Source organism: Paenibacillus sp. FSL H8-0048, assembly GCF_038002825.1.
Classification (GTDB): Bacteria; Bacillota; Bacilli; order Paenibacillales; family Paenibacillaceae; genus Paenibacillus_AQ.
Window position 1 is genome coordinate 698,509 of sequence record NZ_JBBODF010000001.1, and the last position, 19,434, is coordinate 717,942.

18 protein-coding genes are annotated in these 19,434 nt (G+C 52.8%); 5 read left to right on the forward strand and 13 right to left on the reverse strand.

All coding sequences use genetic code 11. The annotated features are described in order from the left end of the window. Window positions 1–4: 4 nt before the first annotated feature. Complete coding sequence (locus NSU18_RS03275; RefSeq protein ID WP_341021988.1) at window positions 5–400, reverse strand: acyl carrier protein; 396 nt, start codon at window positions 398–400, stop codon at window positions 5–7. Between the two features lie 197 nt (window positions 401–597). Between NSU18_RS03275 and NSU18_RS03280 the strand changes: the two genes are divergently transcribed. Genes NSU18_RS03280 through NSU18_RS03300 form a run of 5 tightly spaced genes read left to right on the forward strand, consistent with a single transcriptional unit; the run spans window position 598 to window position 4,965 of the window. After that, window positions 598–1,608: an NAD-dependent epimerase/dehydratase family protein gene (locus NSU18_RS03280; protein WP_341021986.1), complete on the forward strand. Its 1,011-nt coding sequence runs from the start codon at window positions 598–600 to the stop codon at window positions 1,606–1,608. Window positions 1,609–1,612: 4 nt separating this feature from the next. After that, entirely contained in the window at window positions 1,613–2,899 is a 1,287-nt protein-coding gene (locus NSU18_RS03285; protein ID WP_341148204.1) for a beta-ketoacyl synthase N-terminal-like domain-containing protein, read from the forward strand. Beyond that, the gene (locus tag NSU18_RS03290; RefSeq protein WP_341021982.1) at window positions 2,896–4,140 is read left to right on the forward strand and encodes a beta-ketoacyl-[acyl-carrier-protein] synthase family protein; all 1,245 of its coding nucleotides are present in this window, start codon (window positions 2,896–2,898) and stop codon (window positions 4,138–4,140) included. The genes NSU18_RS03285 and NSU18_RS03290 overlap by 4 nt, the downstream gene beginning before the upstream one ends. A gap of 4 nt (window positions 4,141–4,144) precedes the next feature. Beyond that, the gene (locus NSU18_RS03295) at window positions 4,145–4,471 is read left to right on the forward strand and encodes a hypothetical protein (protein ID WP_341148205.1); all 327 of its coding nucleotides are present in this window, start codon (window positions 4,145–4,147) and stop codon (window positions 4,469–4,471) included. Next, the gene (locus NSU18_RS03300; protein ID WP_341148206.1) at window positions 4,468–4,965 is read left to right on the forward strand and encodes a hypothetical protein; all 498 of its coding nucleotides are present in this window, start codon (window positions 4,468–4,470) and stop codon (window positions 4,963–4,965) included. Before NSU18_RS03295 ends, NSU18_RS03300 begins: the two co-directional genes overlap by 4 nt. Before the next feature lie 68 nt (window positions 4,966–5,033). On the opposite strand, the gene NSU18_RS03305 is transcribed toward NSU18_RS03300, so the two are convergent. The 12 genes from NSU18_RS03305 to NSU18_RS03360 all read right to left on the reverse strand — a co-directional run bounded on the left by NSU18_RS03305 (window position 5,034) and on the right by NSU18_RS03360 (window position 19,431). Next, window positions 5,034–6,641, reverse strand: coding sequence for a bifunctional metallophosphatase/5'-nucleotidase (locus NSU18_RS03305; protein WP_341150976.1), 1,608 nt, complete (start codon window positions 6,639–6,641; stop codon window positions 5,034–5,036). Window positions 6,642–6,663: 22 nt separating this feature from the next. Next, window positions 6,664–7,491 carry a carbohydrate ABC transporter permease gene (locus NSU18_RS03310; RefSeq protein ID WP_341021979.1) on the reverse strand — a complete coding sequence of 276 codons (828 nt, stop codon included), beginning with the start codon at window positions 7,489–7,491 and terminating at the stop codon, window positions 6,664–6,666. Between the two features lie 12 nt (window positions 7,492–7,503). Continuing rightward, complete coding sequence (locus tag NSU18_RS03315; RefSeq protein WP_341021977.1) at window positions 7,504–8,388, reverse strand: carbohydrate ABC transporter permease; 885 nt, start codon at window positions 8,386–8,388, stop codon at window positions 7,504–7,506. Between the two features lie 85 nt (window positions 8,389–8,473). Next, a complete protein-coding gene (locus NSU18_RS03320; RefSeq protein ID WP_341021975.1) occupies window positions 8,474–9,769 on the reverse strand; it encodes an ABC transporter substrate-binding protein in 1,296 nt (431 codons plus the stop codon). Window positions 9,770–10,399: 630 nt separating this feature from the next. Beyond that, window positions 10,400–11,245: a response regulator transcription factor gene (locus tag NSU18_RS03325; protein WP_341021974.1), complete on the reverse strand. Its 846-nt coding sequence runs from the start codon at window positions 11,243–11,245 to the stop codon at window positions 10,400–10,402. After that, on the reverse strand, window positions 11,242–13,092 hold the full coding sequence (locus NSU18_RS03330) for a cache domain-containing sensor histidine kinase (protein WP_341148207.1): 1,851 nt from the start codon (window positions 13,090–13,092) through the stop codon (window positions 11,242–11,244). The genes NSU18_RS03325 and NSU18_RS03330 overlap by 4 nt, the downstream gene beginning before the upstream one ends. Before the next feature lie 143 nt (window positions 13,093–13,235). After that, a complete protein-coding gene (locus NSU18_RS03335; protein ID WP_341021971.1) occupies window positions 13,236–15,194 on the reverse strand; it encodes an ABC transporter permease in 1,959 nt (652 codons plus the stop codon). Further along, window positions 15,184–15,966: an ABC transporter ATP-binding protein gene (locus NSU18_RS03340; RefSeq protein WP_445321786.1), complete on the reverse strand. Its 783-nt coding sequence runs from the start codon at window positions 15,964–15,966 to the stop codon at window positions 15,184–15,186. The genes NSU18_RS03335 and NSU18_RS03340 overlap by 11 nt, the downstream gene beginning before the upstream one ends. Before the next feature lie 71 nt (window positions 15,967–16,037). Continuing rightward, window positions 16,038–17,069: a sensor histidine kinase gene (locus NSU18_RS03345; RefSeq protein ID WP_341148208.1), complete on the reverse strand. Its 1,032-nt coding sequence runs from the start codon at window positions 17,067–17,069 to the stop codon at window positions 16,038–16,040. Further along, entirely contained in the window at window positions 17,066–17,809 is a 744-nt protein-coding gene (locus NSU18_RS03350; protein WP_341021968.1) for a response regulator transcription factor, read from the reverse strand. The genes NSU18_RS03345 and NSU18_RS03350 overlap by 4 nt, the downstream gene beginning before the upstream one ends. 6 nt (window positions 17,810–17,815) lie before the next feature. Next, window positions 17,816–18,064 carry a phosphopantetheine-binding protein gene (locus NSU18_RS03355; RefSeq protein ID WP_341021966.1) on the reverse strand — a complete coding sequence of 83 codons (249 nt, stop codon included), beginning with the start codon at window positions 18,062–18,064 and terminating at the stop codon, window positions 17,816–17,818. Next, a complete protein-coding gene (locus NSU18_RS03360; RefSeq protein ID WP_341148209.1) occupies window positions 18,061–19,431 on the reverse strand; it encodes a coproporphyrinogen-III oxidase family protein in 1,371 nt (456 codons plus the stop codon). The genes NSU18_RS03355 and NSU18_RS03360 overlap by 4 nt, the downstream gene beginning before the upstream one ends. Window positions 19,432–19,434 lie beyond the last annotated feature (3 nt).

Sequence of the window (19,434 nt, forward strand, 5' to 3'; positions counted from 1 at the left end):
CCGGTCACACCCTATTCTCCGATTTCTCTAACTTGGCCGATACGAAATCTACCATATTCTCTACGGTCAGATAATTGAACAGATCATAGGGGCTGGCAAGCGCCGAGAGGTCCTCATCCGATACAGTGAAATATTGCCGTACAGAAGACACGGCATCCGGAGACAGCCGGCCGTCGCTGAACATTCCCCGGTTGGCAATCACATTGGGCAAATTCCAGAATTCCTGGCTGTCGATCTTGATGCCGAATTCCTGTTCAAGCATGAACGTTAGCTCCAGCGTCTCTGCACTTTCCAGGTTTAAATCTCTGTAAAGATAAGTGTCCGGCATGATTTGAGCCTCTGGCAGATCAAGGACATCCTGCAACAATTTTTTCACTTTGCTGTAAATGGTCTGATCCATAACGCACCTCCGCGAAGAATAGATTTCTTTGTTATTGTATACATATTTTTCTATTCATAGCAATGATTTTTTTGGCGATAAAAGAGTTAAAGATAGTGTTATTTACTATTGAAATTATTTTCATAGTGAGTTATTATCGGCAAAAATGGATGTATTATCCTAGTGTTCTATCAGTCGATTTGTAGGAGGTTATGTCAATGAAGGGCGCTTTATCGGACTGCCGTGCGCTGGTTACAGGTGCATCAGGATTCGTAGGGACATGGCTCACTCAACATTTGCTTGAACAAGGTGCTGAACTAACCTCCATCCTAAGTGAGCTCAACCCGCGAAGCCCGTTTGTTAAAATGGGGCTGGACAAGGAAATCCGCTGTTATTATGGTTCAATTGCTGACTACCACCTAATTGAACGCGCTATCACGGACGAAAGAATTAACACCGTCTTTCATCTGGCTGCCGTATCCATGCAGGATTTGGCATACCAGATCCCCTGGCAGACGTTCGAGACCAACGTGAAGGGTACTTACAATCTGCTGGAGGTCTGCCGGATTCACAAGGACCAGATCTCCAAAATCATTATTGCCTCCAGTGACAAAGTCTACGGTGACAGCCCCATTCTCCCCTATGATGAAGAGATGCCCATTCAGGGCAGGAATCCTTACGACGCCTCGAAATCCTGTTCCGACCTGATCTCCCAGAGCTACAGACACAGCTTCAGCCTGCCTATTGTAGTCGGGCGCTTCGGCAATATTTACGGAGGAGGCGATCTGAACTTCCGCAGGCTTATTCCCGGGACCATACAGCGGCTATACGGCAAGCTCCGGCCTGTCATCCGAATCTCTTCAGTCGGAACCTATATGCGGGACTTCCTCTACATCAAGGATTTGGTCCAGGCATATATGGCCATGTACCATTATGAAGGACATCAGGACGGAGAGCATGTATTTAACTTCGGGACCGGCAAGCTGTGGGAGATCCAGAAGGTTACCTCACTTATTCAGCGCACAATGAATCTGGATTATATTGAACCGCAATATGAAGTTCAGAGCGGCAGGGAAATTCTGCAACAGCATCTCTCCCCTGAGCGGGCCAAGGCGATTCTTCAGTGGTCAGCAGATACTCCGCTGGAGGAAGGAATCCGGCAAACCGTAGACTGGTATGAACGATACTGGCTGCCCGAATCCCATACAGCAACGACAGGAGTTGTATAATCCTATGAAACCATCCGTTGTTATAACCGGCATGGGCTGTGTTACTCCTCTGGGCTATACGCCCGTGGAGATCTATGAAGCCATGCTTCAAGGCAAAACAGCCTATAGCGCCATTAGCCTATTCGATGCATCCGCCTGCAGCTGCTCCATCGGAGGTGAAATTCCGAATTTCAGTATCAGAGACCTGGGCATTTCCGGCTCTAACATGATGCTGAGATACAATAAGCTGCAGATGAAGGCCGCCTATCAAATGCTGAATGACTATGGACTGCTCGCAAGTCTGGAGAATAACGCTATGAATTGTGCGGTCTATGTGGCCAATCATCCGGTAAATCTGGACCCTGAGACGCTGCAGATCATTCGTTCGATCTGCAGCAGCGGCGGAGAGGGAGCCATGGATTTTTCACGGCTGGGGGATAACCTGCACCGGATTCCTCCCTTAAGCGGCGTGAAGCAACTAACCACGGTACCTTCGCACTTCATTGCCAAAACCACGGGAGCGCACGGACCCGGCAACTTGTATTGTAATAGCGATTGCGGAGGCATAACAGCCCTCCTGTCTGCGGCTAGTGCCATCGAGACCGGGCGGATAGACCAAGCCATGGTCTCCGCCTCCTTCAGTCCCTTCAGCGCCCATGAATTCAGGTGGTGGCTGGAGACCGGACTCGTCAGAAGCACGGCCGCACGGGGGAATCCTGAAAAGCTGGTCACTCCCTTCAGCCCGCAATCATCAGGCACGCTTATGAGTGAGGGCGCGGGCGCTATTTTCCTGGAAAGGGAAGAAGTTGCCCTAAGCAATGGCCGCCCTATACTTGCCAGAATCCAAGGCGGGGCCAGCCTGACCGTTCCTGGTGAGACTTACTTGGAATTGTCGGCGGCAGGCTTCACGAAGGCCCTGAATCTGGCGCTGGAGCGTGCCAAGCTTGCCCCGGGTGACATTGATCTGATGATGTGCAACGCACCGTCTGTTGCCGCTTGGGATGATGCTGAGCTTAAGGGTATCTCTGCTGTGTGGAATGGCTCAAGCGTAAGCGCTTCTGCATTGAAGGGGTATCTTGGGTATCTCGGCCCCGTATCCGGTCTGCTCGACGTGATCCTGGCGGTGCAATCGATGATCAGCCAAACTGCTGTGCCGCTGAACCATACATCTGCGCCCTCTGACAGCCGCACCAAATGGGTCCGCCCGGAGAATGCGGCCATGGATATTGAACGGACTGTCGTGAGCAGTGCAGGACCGGGCGGGGCCTACAGCGCTATCATTCTTGAGAAAGGGGACAATCACCCGCGATGAGAAGCAAAATTGTAGTAACGGGAATAAGCGCGATTACCCCTCTGGGCAACCAACTGGAATCCATAGTCACCCATCTGAAGGCGGGCCATTCAGGAATCAGGCCGATTCAGCGGTATCAGGTGGGCAGCCTGCCTGTTAAACATGCAGCTGTGATTGATGATTCGGCGCTGGACCGGGTGCAGTACCCTGTTGCCGGCAATATTATTTTCAAGCTGTTCTACTCCTGTGTGAAGGAGCTTCTGGAAACCGGCGGTCCAGGAAGGTTCTATGCTCCCGAACGCATCAGCTTAATTGTAGGCACTGACCCCAATACCTCCTCTCCTGAGGATCTCCAGTATCTGTACGCTTATGGCAATGCAGAGCAGACTCCATCAGAGCCGATGGAGCTTGAGACACTGCTCGCTAACCAGCCCTCTTATATGTTCTATCATGCTGCCCGTGATTTTGGCATAGGAGGCCCAAGTATAGCGAATTTCGGCACTTGCGCTGCTTCCGCGCAGGCGATTGGCGACGCCATGCTTATGCTGAGATCCGGGGATGCCGATGCGGTGATCACCGGGGGAGTCTCGTCCAAGCTGGACCCGATGTCTCTGGCCCGCCTCTGCCGGCTCGGTGCGCTTGAGCCCACGAAGGATGATTGCACTGAGAATTGCTCCCCGTTTGACCTGAACAGGAACGGCTTCACAATCGGGGAAGGCTCGGTTCTATTCCTGCTCGAGCGGGAAGAGGATGCACTCCGCCGGCATGCGCCGATCTATGCGGAGATACGGGGGTATGGCAGCTCGCTGGACGGTTATTCCATCACAGACCCGCATGAGTCTTCCCTGGGAATGATCCTGTCCATGGAGCGGGCTATTGAGGATGCCGGAGTGCCGCCGGAGGCCATCACCTACATTAACGCGCATGGCACAGGGACACCCAAGAACGATAAGCATGAGACTGAAGCGATTAAGGCAGTCTTCGGTACCCTCGCCGGGCAACTGGACATCAGCTCCACCAAATCGATGCATGGCCATCTGATGACAGCCGCCGGGGCCATGGAGACTCTGGTAACGATTCTTAGCCTGGGCAGCGGGTTCATTCCGCCAACGATCAATTACAGAACCCCTGATCCCCAGTGTGACCTGAACTATACTCCGAATATATCGAAACCTGCGGACATAGAGATGGCCCTCACCAATTCATTCGGCATGGGCGGACAGAATGCGTCTCTGGTCATTGCTAAATATAAGCGGGGATGAACGAATGGAGACTCCTTCAGCATGGGCTGGGTTGTACCTGAAGCGGATCGGCATGGTTGTGGAGCCTCCCAGCCTGGATTATCTGCAGCGCTTAGTCAGGTCGCGGATGACCCGTCTAGTCTTTGAGAATATCTCCAAGCTGCATTATCTTAAGGCCTTTGAAGAACAGCAATACTATCTTCCTCCGCAGGAAGTCTACTTGGATCATATGTATAGATTTGATTACTCCGGCGTGTGCCACACGGGCAATTATTATTTCTGCAAGCTGCTGCAGGAGCTTGGCTACGATGCTTATCCTATTAAATACGCCTCCCATCTGGCAACAACGTGAAGATTGCAGACCGGCTCTATTATACGGATGTAGCACTGGGGCATCCCGTCTATTATCCGCTGGATATCTCCCAGCCGCATGAGCTTATGATTCACCATTCCCGGGTTATGGGCTATCCTGACCCGAGCAACAAGCTTAAATTCCATCTGGTGCACGGAATTACAGGCAAAGAACAGCATCACTGGATATTTCGTCCCGATGAGCGCGCAGGCTTGCCGGAAGTTCACCGGCTTATTCACTGGAGCAATGAGCCGCAGCGTCTGTTCACCACTATCCTGCGGGTCTATCAGTGGCAGCCGGACCGGCAGCGCTCGCTGTCTCTTGTAAATAATACATTCACCATCCGGTATCAGGAGAGCCAAGAGCAAATGAAGCTGCACTCCATACAGGAGATTCAGGATATTGTGCACAATGAATTCGGCATGACCAACCTCCCGGTTCATGAAGCTGTAGAAACTCTCGAATCCCTGGGCACACCAATATGGGGTGAATAAAATTCACCCCGCCTTATCCGGAAGCAGCCCCACATTGATCGTTCATTCAATGTGGGGCTGCTCTTATTTTAATCCATTCCGGTAATGGACCAGTTATGATCTACCTCCGGTATAATCGTCTGGCGCTCCCGGATGTAGCGCACCAGCAGCTCGCGGACGCTGCAGTCCGACTCCCAGTGCTTCACGGCGCTGACCAGTCCCGAGGCCTTCAATAGACTGCTGTAACGGTAATTGTTGACGGCAAGCTGCAATTCGTCCGTATCGGCAAGCGGTCTGCCCCGGTAGGCCAGGTGGATGATCCGCCGGCCTGCCGGCTGCGAGAGGTCGATCTGATAATTGACCCCGGCGAACATATCGTAGAGGTAGCTCGGCACCTCGGGATCGGCGGATATATTCGTCTCTCCGGGCTGCCACTGCCGGAAATGTGAAGCTGAAGCTTCCATATAAGCCTTTAGCTCCTTGCCGGTAACGGTAACCACATACAGCACATTATCAAAAGGGTAAATGCGGTAGACATCTGCATACGTCAGCGGTCCCTGCTTCAGATCCGCGTTGTCGTTAAACAGGCTAGTAGCGGCAACATCCGCTCCGCTGGCCTCCAGCATGGCACGCTGGATCAAGGTTATGACCGCCGTATCCTGCACCCGTCCGGCGGGCAGCCCGGCAGTCTCTTCAGGCTGGAAATCGGCCGCTGCATACCCCAGAATGCCGCCCTCCCCTTCTATGGAAGAGCCACCACCGCCTTCGGCGATGAACCGGAGGGTCTCTTCATGCGCCCCAGCAACCATACTGCGCAGTTCCGGGTCCGGCTCCCAGCTACTCATATCTACCACCGTGACCTCCCGGCTCACAACCTTGGGCTGACCGCCTTCCAGCTCCAGTGTCAGGTCGAAGCGTACAACTTCCCGCCCCCGGTCCCGCGGCCCTCCAATAACGGTATTCCCGATGCGCTGGTTTACGGTAATATGCATATGGCCGACCAGCAGCACATCTGCTTCAGGAACAAGCTCCGCAATCCGTCCGGCGGCATCCGAGCCGCCCTCTTCATCGAATTCTGCGACCATACCCGCATGGGCGCTGATCACAATCAGGTCCGCCTTCCCTTCCGCTCGGAGGGAAGCCGCTATCGCTTGCGCGGTCTCGGCCATATGGCCGAACCTTAGGCCCTCAACCTTTCCTCCATCCCAGCGCGGAACGTTGGGATTCGTCAGACCGATAACCGCAATCCGGATGCCGTGCTGTTCTAGGATCACATATGGCTCTGCAAAGGGTCTGCCTTCCGTGTCCCAGACATTGGCAGCAAGCACCGGGAAGTTCAGCTCCTGCCTGATCCGCTCAATCAGGCCAAGGCCGAAGTTAAACTCATGGTTGCCCAGCGTCAGTGCAGCATAGCCCATGGCATTAAGTGCTGCCGCGACCGGATGCCTCTCATCCGGCCGCTTATTGTAGACATCGTCAGTCAGCATATTTCCCTGGAAGATGTCACCGTTATCGATCAGCAGAACCTCGGTTCCGCTCTCTCTAAGCTCCCGGACGTAAGCTGCTACTCTGCCGAGCCCGTCATTTACGGTATCGAGTCCGTCTTCATAACGGTAGCCCCACAGATTGCCATGAACATCCGAAGTAGCGATAATCACAATCTTGCGCAGGTTACGGCTTGCTGCCGGTTCCATCATCTCGTCCACCCTTCTTCGTCTCTTATTTCAGAATTGCGCCTGCGGTGAAGCTCTTCTCCATCTGGTCACTGAACAGCACATAAGCAAGCAGAATCGGCAGCGTAGAGATTACCATTGCTGCGGCCAGCGGTCCCCAGCTAATGCTGTACTGGCCGCTGAAGTTCATCAGCCCGAGCGGCAGCGTCCGCAGCGTTTCCTTCTGGATAAAGGTTGCCGCCATCAGCAGCTCATTCCATACGGCGAGGAACACGAAGATCGCAACCGAGGCAAGCGGCGGCTTCAGCAGAGGAAGCACGACCTTGAAGAAGGATTTCACCACCCCGCAGCCGTCGATGAACGCAGCCTCCTCCAGCTCCTTCGGCATGCTCCGCAGGAACGCCGACAGCATATAGACGCCAATTGGCAGATTCACAGCGATGTACGGCAGGATAATCGACAGCCGCGAGCTGAGAATACCGAGATTCTTCAGGATCATGAACAGCGGAATCAGCGTAGCATGAATCGGCACCATGACCCCCATGAGCAGAATGAACAGAATCAGTCCGTTGTATTTGAATCTCATCCGTGTCAGCGCGTAAGCCATCATCGAAGCGAACAGCAGCACGCACAAGAGGGTAATCAGCGTAACGGACACACTGTTGAAAAAGTATTGATTCACCTTGGCGCTTACCCAAGCCTCTGAGAAATTACTAAACCGCCATTCTGTGGGGAGCGCCCAGACCACTCCGCCGATAATCTCCGAATTATCCTTAAACGCACTTACCACAAGCCAGTATAGCGGGAACAACTGGAGGACGGCAATGAGGATCATCAACAGATAGATGCCTGTATTTTTCGTAGTCTTCAGCATGTCCGGTCCTCCTTAATATTCAATTTTTTCACGGGTCAGCACTTTGTTGAGTACCCAGGCGATGATCAGACACTCCAGCACCATGAATACGGCAAGCGCACTGCCGTAGCCGAAGTTCTGCTTCAGGAACGCTTCCTGGAACATTTTCAGGGCAATCATTGTTGTGGAATGCAGCGGTCCGCCGTTCGTCATCACATACACACTCTCAAAGGTCTTGAGCGCGTAAATCACGTTCAGCACGACACAGATCCGCAGCACATCAGACAGCAGCGGAAGCGTGATATAACGGACTGCCTTCCAGCCGACAGCTCCGTCCAGCTTCGCGGCTTCATAATACTGTTCCGAGATACCCTGGATACCTGCAAACAGGATCAGCATGTTATAGCCTACATAATGCCAGGTTGTTACGATCAGGACGGACAAAAGTGCCGTCTTGGTATCTCCAAGCCAGGCCTGTGCCCAGCTGCCAAGGTGAACGGCCTCCAGCAGCGTGTTCAGCATCCCGATGTTCGGATCGTAGATTTTGACCCACAGCAGACTGACCATCGTTGTTGACATGACCACCGGGAAAAAGTAAATATTGCGGAACCATTTGCGTCCCTTCATTTTGCGGGAGACCAAGAGCGCCAGGCCGAACGAGAGCGGAAGCTGGACGAACACGCCAGTCAGGAGGAAGGCTACACTGTTCCATACCGCCTTCCAGAAGCTTTTATCTGCGGTGAACATCTTGGTGTAATTGTCCAGGCCCACGAAGGCCATAGGGTTAATTCCGTCCCACTCCTGGAAGCTGTAATACGCCGTCATGAGGATCGGCACGAAATAGAAGACCAGAAATATGGTTAAGCCGGGTACTAGAAACAAAGCGATTAATTTCTTATCCGAGAGCGCTCTTTCCATCACTATCCACCTATCAGAGTGCAGAAAAGCGATGCGGTCCAAGAGACTGCATCGCCTTTCCCCTATTATATTTGTAAAGCGTGTCTTACTCTGCCGAACGGAGCAATGTTTCCAGCTGGGCCGTGTATTCCTCAGGCGTCAGATTGCCGCCATAGAGCTGCTGCGTCATATCGCGGTATTCCTGACCTGTATCTGCCGACAGCAGGCCGAACCACATCGCCTGGGTTTTGGCTGTTTTGCTGATATCGGCAGCATAAGCGGAGAGCTGCTCATTCTGCGACTCCGACTTCACTTCACTGGCTGCATAGCCCGGCAGGCCTTTGCGTACGAACTCATCATTGAGCTTCAGAGACAGCTTAATGGCGAATTCCTTGGCTTTGTCAAGGTGCTTGGAGCTGTTGTTCACGAACAAGGAGTAAGGTGCCGCCGAGTTCTGGAAGCCGATCGTCGCACTGTAGACATCCTCTGCACCCGTCTTCGGGAATGCGATATATCCGAGATTATCGCCCATGGCCTTCGACAACGCGCCGAAGTTGAAGCTGCCGTCAATCCAGATCAGCGCCTTATCATTCTTGAACAGCTCCTGGGCATCCAGGTAAGCCGAGCCTAGGAAGCCTTTCTGGAAGGCATTGCTGCTTACCAGGGTGGCTACCTGCTTCGCCGCATCTACAAATGGAGCATCTGTAAACTTCGCATCGCCTTTAATCGCATTGTCGAAGGCGTTAACGTCCTGACGCGCTACAAGCAGGTTGTACAGCAGATCACCCTGCCATCTTTCCTTGCCGCCGAGGGCGATAGGGATGATCCCTTTATCATCGGCTTTGGATACCAGCGCCTGAAGATCATCCCAGGTTGCAGGAGGCGTAGCGCCCAGATCGCTCATCAGCTTTTTGTTATAGTAGAAGACCAGGGTTGTACTGATATTGGAAGGAACGGAATAGATATTGCCGTCTTCTTCTTTCACCAGCTGGTTGTCCAGAAATTTCGCACCAAGTCCTGTGGAATCCAGGGTATCGTTCAGCGGGGCTACCGTTTTCGATTGCAGTACAGGTGTCCGGTAGGACTTCCCGGCATGCTGCTGGAATACATCCGGTAGCTCATTGGCAGCCAGTGCAACACTGATTTTGGTCTTGTAGGTCTCGTCCTGTATGTACTCATAATTCAAATCCACGCCGACTTCCGCTGCGGTAGCCTCGGCAGCAGCCTGATACATCGGATCTGCATCGAACATCCATAAGGAGACAGATTCCTTACCTTCCGCCGCTTTCGCATCCTGATTCTGAGTTGCCCCTTCGTTACCGTTGGCTCCTCCGCAAGCACTAAGCACTACACTGCTAAGCGCGATGGATGCTGCAACTACCCCAAGCTTTTTTCCGAACATTTGTGTTGGACCACCTTTCAATATTTCGGGAATTGACTTACAGGTATCATCTTAACAAGTGAACCGCCGTGTACGAATGGAGATATGTTGGTTTTAACAGTAAAATTTTTAGGTGTGTCAGGTAAGTTTACACTCAATTTACGGGGCGTTCCCATGTTAACGGCAGCTTTACACAGGGTTAACTTTAACCGACAGAAAAGCAATCAGGAACAAAATTACACTGCGGGTGAAGGAAGCGGGTGCCTTCTCTGACCAGCCGCTTGTAAGGAGCAGCATTGTTGCACTTCTTGCAGGATTTCTCTATAAATGTTACGGGGTTGAAGTACAATGTTGCATTTTTTGCACAAAGTTCGGTGGTTAGAGCGATTTAACGTTGGATTTGTTGCATTTCATGCAGGATTTCGGCATTCGTCGCTTCTATTGAGCAATATTGTTGCACTTCTTGCAGCATTCCTCTATAAATGTTACTGGCTGTGAAGAATGAGGACCACCTCCCGGCGTAGCAGCACCCCTTGTGTTCGGTTTTTTGATTACATTCGCGTACAAACCTATTCGCAGACGGGTAAATCATAATTCCTTAACATAGAAAAGCCCGGCTGCAAAACACCGGGCCCTGCCTATAGCTGCTGCTTATGTATCCGAATAACTACCGCTGTACACGGTATTCGGGGTCATTCCGTAACGTTTCTTGAAGCATTTGCTGAAATAAAACGGGTCCTTGTAGCCCACCTGCCGGGCTATCGTCGCAATCTTGGGTGCGGGTGCTTCTTCCTCGAAGGCCCCCTGGCTAAGCAGCTTCATGGCTTCACCAAGACGGACGTTTGTCACATATTCCACAAACGACTCGCCGGTCTCCTTCTTAAACGCATGGCTTAAATAGCTAGGGTTCACAAACAGGGCGCTGGCCGTACTCTGCAGTGACAACGTATCCTCGGCATAATGTGCCGTCACATAGGCAATGGTTTTGGTGATTAAGGCAGTACCGCTGCTCTGTCGCTTCTGAGCACGGGCATCAACTGCCTGCGGCTCCTGTACATCCCCGGCTTTGATTCTGAGCCGGTTGATATACCGCTCTGCCTCCCACTTCTCTGTCAGCTGCGTGCGGATCGTGCGAAGAGCTTGTTCCACAGCATCCTCATCGATAGGCTTCAGCAGATAATGGTCCGCTCCAAGCGAGATGGCCTGCTGTGCATAGGAGAAATTATCGTAGCTGGTGATGAAAATCAGCTTAGCCGCCGAATTCAGCTTACGGACTTCCCCAATGAATTCAAGCCCGTTCATATTTGGCATCTCAATATCCGTAATGATGAGATCGATAGGCTGCTCCCCGATGATCTGCAAGGCGGCCGCGCCGTCATCGGCTTCTGCGGCCACCTCGAACCCGGCGGCTTCCCAATCCACCAGACGGATCAGCAGCTGCCTGAAATAATACTCGTCGTCCACAATCAGGACGCGGGCTACCGGTGCTGTGTTCATAGTCTGACTGTCCCCTCTTCCTGTTCGTTCGTCTGCTTAAGCAGCGGCAAGCGCAGCTTCACTTCTACGCCCCGGCCCGGCTCAGAGGCTAGCAGGATTCCATAAGCCGCTCCGAACCGCAGGCGGATGCGGTCCTGAATATTTCGGAGTCCGAAGCTGTATCTCTCCGCGCTGTCATGCTCCGACCAGATCAGCCGCTGCTGCTCTTCGCTCATGCCCTTACCGTTGTCACGGACGGTGAAGCACAGCAGATTCTGTCCGTCCGTGCTTTCCGCTGCGCAGGTAATTTCACACCAGCCGCCGTCCGCCATTCCTCTAATGCCATGGTGGATCGCATTCTCGACCAGCGGCTGAAGCAGCATGGTCGGCACCAGGCAGGACTCCAGTCCAGGCCCGAACGATATCCGGTAGTTCAGCTTAGGGAATCGGATCTGCTGAATATAGAGGTAGCTCTCCAGATGCTTCTGCTCCTGGGCCACCGTTATCAGCTCCTGACCGTTGCTAAGCGAGATCCGGTAGAACTCACCCAGCGCCTTCAGCATCCTGCTGATGTCCTTCGCCCCCGACATCACTGCCATCGCACGGATCGTGTCCAGTGTATTGTACAGGAAATGAGGCTTGATCTGCGAATAGAGCAGCCGCAGCTCCAGCATCCTTTTGGTCTGCTCTTCCGTCTCCACCTGGACCATCAGGCGCTGGATGCGCTCCACCATTTCATTGAAGGTAGCTCCCAGCCGGCCGACCTCATCCTCGGAATCGGCGGCGGCGCGCCGCTCCAGATTCCCGCTGCCCACCTCGACAATCGCTTCGCTAAGCTGGCTGAGCGGCCGGGTCAGCCGGCGGGCGAACAGAATGGACAGAAGCACGGCCGACAGAATGCTGATCAGGCCGAACCCGGCCAGCAGCAGGGCGATTTTCCAATACCCGTAGGTTAGCTCCGATATCGTCACCAGCTGGACTACCTTCCAGTCATAGGGGGTGAGACTCTGCATGGATACTAAATAACGGTCGCCAGCGACCTCCTGGGTCCGGGTTCCTTGTGAGACTGACTTGACCCAATCTGTAAGGGAGGCCTCCGGGACCGGCTGGTTCACCCTTGAGGCTTCATTCGCAGAGATGATTCTTCCGTTCCGGTTGATGACCAGCGTAGCGCTCTCCGGGTTCTGTTCATTATGATAGAGGCGTGCAAGTGTCCGCTCATCAATGTTGACATAGATATAGCCAAGCGGGGTCCCGCTCTCCATGCTCTTAATGACTCTGCCCACACTGATCATATTCTTGTGCTTCATCCCGGACAGAAAGGCAGGCGTAAGCGAATCCGCCCACACTGCCCCGCCTCTGGCTGCATCAATCTCCGCGCGGGGATAGATGCCGAGACTCTCCCGGGTCACGCCGGTCAGATTGGAGGTGTAATAGAGATTGCCGTTCAACGATTCAATAATAACAGAATCGATATTCGGCTCGGTGACCAGCATTGCAGCCAGTGTATTGTAGATCGACTTCAGTGCAGCGGCATCATTTCCGGGACCGGTACCTCTGCTGAGCAGCTTCTGGGTGTCCTGATTAATCAGCACGAACTTCGTGAAATTCTGGACCGACTGGAACACCGTCTCCATCGACTGCTTGACCAGCCGCACTTCCTGCTGTGAGCTTGCCGTGGTTCTCTCCAGGGTCTGATTGAAGACAATCCGCTGAATGCTGACCATGAAAATCACCAGTGCCAGCAGGACAATCAGGAGGTTGCTTAGCAGAATCTTCCGCCGCAGCGGCATCCTGCCGCTGAACAGAAAGGGCAGATCAGCCCTTAGCCTCTTCAAGAGGGATGGATATGGCATGAACCGCTTCATCGTTCCCTCCGTTACAAGTATGGTTGTACATGTATTATACACAAATTACAACAACAGAAAAGCAGCGGCTCTCCGTAACTTAGAGAAACCGCTGCTTGCGGGGAGTTGCAGGAAATAACCCAGCCGGAGCTCAACGGGCCGATTTAAGCCGCACGGGTCAGCTTGCGGACAACCTCCTGGCTGTACTTGCGTTTGGTGATGAAGAAGAAGCTGAGCTGGAACACGATATAGACCGCCACAACAATGGTGGTATTCTTCATGAACTCGCCAACGATGTCCGATCCGCTCATCACATGGGTGATCAGATAGATGACCGAATAACCCAGGATGCTGCCAAGCAGCAGCGGGACAAAGAAGGTGATAAGCAGCTCTGCCGAGACGACCGAGCGGATCTCCTTGTCGCTGATCCCGATTTTGTAGAGCTTCCTGAAAAAGATGGTGGCGTTCCCGATTTCGGTATACTGCTTGAAGTACAGCACCATTCCGCCAGCGACAAAGAATAATACCCCGATCAATGAGGTGACGAATACAAAGAGCGAATAGTTCTTCTTCAGCGCTTTGTAGGCATCTACCTTGGATGCAACGGCAAACATCTTGCCGCTTCCGTCCTTGTCTGTAGCATCCAGGGTATCCTTAAGCTTCTGAATAACCCCGTCCGTCCCCTTCCAGGCTGCAAAATCAATTCCGTAATGAGTTCCGGTTGCCGCCGCACCTACCTTGGACTCCATATTCTTGTAATCCTCGTTGCTCACTACGATGCCTGAGCTGGTCGGATACGAGCTGGCTGTTGCAAACCAGTTGCCGTGATAAGAGGCCTTCACCTTGTAATCGAAGGTCTGCTTGCCGTCGGTGAACTGGATCTTCTCTCCTTCTCCGATGCCGTGGGTACCCGGCTCCCAGGCTGTCACAATGTTAAGAACCTCACCTGCGCCCACCGATACCTTCTCCCCGGTCAGCTTGTTATACATCTCCTGCGAGATGATCGGCTTCGTCTTCAGGATATCGTATTTATCGCCTTCCAGATTCATCCGCAGATTCAGGAAGTGGGTCTCCTGGATTGACTTCAGCGGCTCAGCGGATGTCTTCAGCACCTGCTCCAGCTGGTCTTTCTCCAGCACATGTACACCGGCAACGGATATATACTCCACATCATATTTATTCCGCTCGGCGATGCTCTCTGACAATTGCAGTAAGGAGAACGGGGATGCGACGAGGAAGATCGTCATTCCGCTAAGAATGCTCAGGATGAACATGATCCGTTTGTTCTGATTGAATTTGTGATTGATTTCTGTGATCGACAGGATGTGCCGGTAGTAGAATTTCTTGTTCTTGAGGAAGGTAATCAGTGTATTCCCGAGATGGGAGATCACCATGTAGATCCCGATGAAGCTCATCAGAACATAGGTGATAATCATGAAGGGGTTGGTATTCAGGCTCTCAGCGTTCGAGATGAAGATCAGGAAGAGAATGGACGCTATAACCAGCCCTACCCCCAGCAGCCCCAGCTTGGCATCACTTGCCTTCGCCTGATTATCCTGCTTGCGGGAATCCTTCATCAGGTCTGCGATATCGAGCTTCCCGACCTTGACGCTTGAGATCAGCTGCGAGGCAGCGAAGATTACCGTGAAGACAGCCGCAGTAACAATGAAGCTTGCTGCACTGAGTGAATAAGCTACGCCTTGCAGATCCAGCAGATTGATCGCTACGTTCTGGAACAGCCTGGAGAAGATCGCACCCGTGATGATTCCGGCGATAAGCGAGGACACGCTGATGATCAGATTCTCCAGCAGGATGATCTTCTGCAGATCATTTTTATGCATCCCGAGTGACATGAAGATGGCGAATTCCTTGCTTCTCGCCTTGATGAATGAGGAATGCGCATAGTTGATGAAGAATACGGAGAAGAGCGTCAGCGCAACCAGACTTAGCATCAGGACAATCTGGATGACATCCTCCGTCGCTCCTTCACGGATGCTTTTATTGAATAAGAGCGCAGCGTAGAGGTGAAAAATCGTGATCGCAAAGGCGCTGCAGATGAAGTAGGAGAAGAAATTGCGGACATTGCGCTTGAAATTTTTAATCGTAACGTCTCTAAAGGTCATTGCTTTCCCCTCCAATGATGGCCAGACAGTCGAGAATCTGATCGAAGAACTCCTTGCGGACTCCGCTGCTGACAATCTCCATGCTGATCGCACCGTCTTTAATGAAGATAATCTTCTTGCAGAAGCTGGCTGCGAAGGCATCATGCGTAACCATCAGAATGGTGCTGTCCCGTTCCTGGTTCATCTTCTCGATACATTTCATCACGGCATTCGACGACTTGGAATCCAGGTTGCCTGTAGGCTCATCGGCGAAAATAATGTCCGGATCATTAATCAGCGCGCGGCTCACCGCCACTCTCTGCTGCTGTCCGCCGGAGATGTTGTACGGGTATTTGCCGGCAATCTCGTCGATGCCCAGCAGCTTCATGATTTCCTCGCTCTTAGACTCCATATGCTCTTTATCGCGCTTGTCGAGAATCATCGGCAGCATCACATTTTCCTTCAGCGTCAGGCTGTCCATGAGGTTGAATTCCTGGAAGACGAAGCCCAGATGCTGTCTGCGGAAGAGGGCCATCTGGTTCTTATCCATGGAGGTAATGTTCTTGCCCCCGATCAGAACCTCGCCATAGCTCGGCTTACCGATTCCGCTGAGGATGTTCAGCAAGGTGGTCTTGCCGCTCCCGGAGGGTCCCATAATCCCGATGAAGTCCCCCTTCTCTACGTTGAAGCTTACGGAATCCAGTGCCACTGTCGAATGCTCACCGTTCTGTACACCATATACTTTCTTAACCTCTTTGACTTCCAGTACTACGCTCACAGCTTCATCTCCCATTAATCATCTATTCATCGTGTTTCTTTCCGGTAGCTCTATTGTAGGGAATCGGGGCTTCCACATCCATCCATTTAAGTTATATTGTCTTTCATTTTTGAAAGATACGAAATCTGCACCTCGGTGCTTAGACCTGCTTCAGAGGTAATCGTGAGCCGGTGGCCCAGCTTGCGGGCAATTTCCGAGCAGACGTAGAGGCCGATGCCGGTAGCCTGATGATGGGTACGTCCGTTTTTTCCGGTAAAAAAGGGCTGGAAGACCCGCTGCAAATCTACAGGCTCAATCCCGATCCCCTCATCCCGGATGGACAGTACCACCTGCTCGCCCTGCTGCTGAAGACGGAAATAGATGGACTTGGCCTCTCCCCTGGAGTCAGAGTATTTGATCGCATTCGAGATAATCTGATCAAGCATCGCCGTATTCCATTTGCTGTCTGTCATGACCGTGATCTGCTCGTCCTCACATTCTATCACCGGGTATACATTGTTATAGATGTACTGGTTCCGCTTGCTGTTGATCAGATGACGGAGCGATTCCAGCAGCTTGACCGGTCCCGGGTTGTAATCGCGGGTGAAATGCTCCAGACGGAAAAACTTCAGCATCTGGTTCAGCATACTGAGAATTTTGTCCTTCTCCTCTTCTATATGCTGGAGGGCCAGGGCATGGCCGGTGGGATTCATTTTGTAATTCTGAAGAATGAGGTCGATGACCGACAAGGGTGTTTTGAGATTATGTATCCACTGGGAGATGAACTTATGGGTGTTGTCGGCCCGGGCCTTGACCTCATAGATCTGGTCCTGGTAGCTGTGGTGAAGCTGGTGAATAAGCCGGATGGCAGACTGCTGCTCGGCCGAGAAGCCCTTCTCTTCAATCTCGATATTCTCGGACAAGCGCTGGAGCTCCCGGTGGGTGGAGACGTAACGGATGAACCGGAAGCCCATGAACAGGATGAAAATATACAGATAAATACTGAGCAGATACAGAAGCTGAATGCTGTTGCTGACATAAAAATAGCAGTAGACGCTGACCAGCACATGGCTCGTGAAATAGACAAGGGTAAAGGATAAATGGTCGCGCGCAAAAGACCGGAACAGCCTGATACTCACTTACGCGTCCCTCCCATCACCGATGAGTCAAAAATATAACCCACGCCCCGTTTGACCCTGATGACATCCTGAAAGCCGAGACTCGCAAGCTTGCTCTTGACCCGGGTTACATTGACCGTCAGCGTATTGTCCACCACGAAATGCACATCGTCCCACAGCTCCTCCAGGAGCTCTTCCCGGGTGACGATGGTATCCTTTTGCTCCATCAGCTTCTTCAGCAGCTTATATTCGTTCTTGCTCAGCTCCTCCACCGCGCCCTTGCAGGAGATGCTGAAATTGCGGTCATCCAAATGAATGGGGAGCGGCTCCGGCAGCGGCTCGGACTTACCGGCGTACTCCCCGTAATTGCGGCGCAAAATGGCCATAATCTTCGCCAGCAGCACCTGAATATTCAGCGGCTTGACGATGTAGTCATCGGCGCCCAGCTCCATGCTGAGCACCTGGCTGGACTCTTCATCCCTGGCGGAGATGATAATGATCGGAACTGTAGTCTTTCTTCTAAATACGCGGCAATAATAGAAGCCGTCATAGTAGGGCAGGTTCAGGTCAAGCAGTACCAGCTGCGGCGCTTCCTGCTCGAAGATTTTCTCCACCGCCTGGAAATCTGCAACCTCCACCACCTCATAGCTGTACTTGCGCAGGATATCAGTCATCAGCGTACGGATTTTGATATCATCCTCGACGATCATAATCTTGAACAATTCGCTCACCTCTCCGCAGCCCGCAGTTCCCTGGATCATTCCCTGTTATGAAGCCTCCGCGAGCTTATGGCCGACAAACCCGATGATCGTGCCGATGCTTGCGAAGTGTTCATGTATCAGTTCCTCGGGCAGAATAATGATCTTGAATTCGCGCTCCAGTCTGTCCACCAGGTCAAGCAGACCCAGAGAGCTCAGCAGCCGGGACTCGAAGATATCAGTGTCCGGGCGCAGCTCCACAGCAGGAACGCGGGTCAGACCCGCTACGATCATTGTAACTTGTTCTGTGATTTTCATATACTGTTTTCTCCAATACTGGGGGATTTGTAATAGGGATCAAAAACATGGGCAATCGCCCGGATGAAATAGGTACCGCTTGGTGTGACCTGAATCAGCGGAGAATCTACCCCTTCCAGGAGCCCGTCCCGCTCCATGGCACGAAGCTGAATGATTTCCTGCTGGAAGTAAGTGTCGAAATCTGCGCCGCAGCTGGAAGTGAACGCCGCTTTGTCGATGGACATGCCGCCGAGGAGCCGCAGCAGGATAAGCTCAGCACGAACCAGGTCATCCTCCGACAGCTGATGGGTTCTGCCGGACTCTACAGGGAGTCTGCCCTGATCCAGCGCTGAGCGGTAACGGTCCATAGCCGTGGTGTTCTTATAATAGAGCCTGCCGGTCTTGCTGACGGCCGACTTGCCCAGTCCCAGCAGCTCCGGGCTGCCGATCTCCGAGGAGCCCATGAAATCCCTGACCACCTGCGGTCCCGGATGCCGCTCTCTTCCAATATTGCGGATGAAGGTATCGCTGCCCATCATGGTATAATCCGGCGACAGCACCTCCCTGGCCAACTCGAAAAGACGGGCTACCATGTAAGAATTGGGCAGGCTGAGCAGCGGGATTTTGCGCTGCAGCGGATAGATGGCCGGATAATGGGCGTACGGGAAGGCCACAATTTTGTCCGGAGCGATCTTGACAATCTCCCGCAGTGTGCGTTCGAACTCTCCGAGACCCTGATAGGGCAAGCCGTAGCACAGATCAACATTCACCGTGAAGTCCATGCTGCGGGCAAGTCCTATAATCTCCCGTGTCTCTTCCAGATCGCATTCCCGGTGAATGGCATTCAGGACCCGGGTGTCGAAATCCTGAACACCAAAGCTGATATAATTGAAGCCCAGCGCCTTGAGCAGCCGCAGCTTCCCTTCGCTTACAATCTGCTTGTCCGGGTAGGCCTCCAGCTTCACTCTGGCGTTATCCAGCGGCTCCACATACCGGCTCAGACTCCCGTACAGCCGTTCGATCTGCCGTTCATTCAGATAAGCCGGTGTTCCGCCGCCCCAGTGGATATTGCCGGACCTCAGCTTCCGGCTGCGGTCTGCCAGCTTAAGCTCCAGCTCCTGCTCCAGCGCACCGATATAGAGATCCTGATCTTCCTCTCTGCCGCCCAGCACCCGGTCACAGCAGCAATAGTAGCAGATGGATTTGCAGAACGGGATATGTACGTAGACCTGTGCCTCCTCCAGTTCATTAAGGGTAAGGGCGATGGCGGATTCATCCGCAGGCTGGCGCCAGTGGCTGTCCACCGGATAGCTCAGATACATCGGCAGATTATATTCGTTGTACTTCTGTGACAGATAATGCAGTTGATGCTCTGTGGCCAGTTTCACGTT

What these genes read in the sequence shown, in the direction of transcription:
- NSU18_RS03275 (WP_341021988.1), bottom strand. Translation starts at nt 400, where the DNA reads ATGGATCAGACCATTTACAGCAAAGTGAAAAAATTGTTGCAGGATGTC.
- NSU18_RS03280 (WP_341021986.1), top strand. Translation starts at nt 598, where the DNA reads ATGAAGGGCGCTTTATCGGACTGCCGTGCGCTGGTTACAGGTGCATCA.
- NSU18_RS03285 (WP_341148204.1), top strand. Translation starts at nt 1,613, where the DNA reads ATGAAACCATCCGTTGTTATAACCGGCATGGGCTGTGTTACTCCTCTG.
- NSU18_RS03290 (WP_341021982.1), top strand. Translation starts at nt 2,896, where the DNA reads ATGAGAAGCAAAATTGTAGTAACGGGAATAAGCGCGATTACCCCTCTG.
- NSU18_RS03295 (WP_341148205.1), top strand. Translation starts at nt 4,145, where the DNA reads ATGGAGACTCCTTCAGCATGGGCTGGGTTGTACCTGAAGCGGATCGGC.
- NSU18_RS03305 (WP_341150976.1), bottom strand. Translation starts at nt 6,641, where the DNA reads ATGATGGAACCGGCAGCAAGCCGTAACCTGCGCAAGATTGTGATTATC.
- NSU18_RS03310 (WP_341021979.1), bottom strand. Translation starts at nt 7,491, where the DNA reads ATGCTGAAGACTACGAAAAATACAGGCATCTATCTGTTGATGATCCTC.
- NSU18_RS03315 (WP_341021977.1), bottom strand. Translation starts at nt 8,388, where the DNA reads ATGGAAAGAGCGCTCTCGGATAAGAAATTAATCGCTTTGTTTCTAGTA.
- NSU18_RS03320 (WP_341021975.1), bottom strand. Translation starts at nt 9,769, where the DNA reads ATGTTCGGAAAAAAGCTTGGGGTAGTTGCAGCATCCATCGCGCTTAGC.
- NSU18_RS03325 (WP_341021974.1), bottom strand. Translation starts at nt 11,245, where the DNA reads ATGAACACAGCACCGGTAGCCCGCGTCCTGATTGTGGACGACGAGTAT.
- NSU18_RS03330 (WP_341148207.1), bottom strand. Translation starts at nt 13,092, where the DNA reads ATGAAGCGGTTCATGCCATATCCATCCCTCTTGAAGAGGCTAAGGGCT.
- NSU18_RS03335 (WP_341021971.1), bottom strand. Translation starts at nt 15,194, where the DNA reads ATGACCTTTAGAGACGTTACGATTAAAAATTTCAAGCGCAATGTCCGC.
- NSU18_RS03340 (WP_445321786.1), bottom strand. Translation starts at nt 15,966, where the DNA reads ATGGGAGATGAAGCTGTGAGCGTAGTACTGGAAGTCAAAGAGGTTAAG.
- NSU18_RS03350 (WP_341021968.1), bottom strand. Translation starts at nt 17,809, where the DNA reads ATGATCCAGGGAACTGCGGGCTGCGGAGAGGTGAGCGAATTGTTCAAG.
- NSU18_RS03355 (WP_341021966.1), bottom strand. Translation starts at nt 18,064, where the DNA reads ATGAAAATCACAGAACAAGTTACAATGATCGTAGCGGGTCTGACCCGC.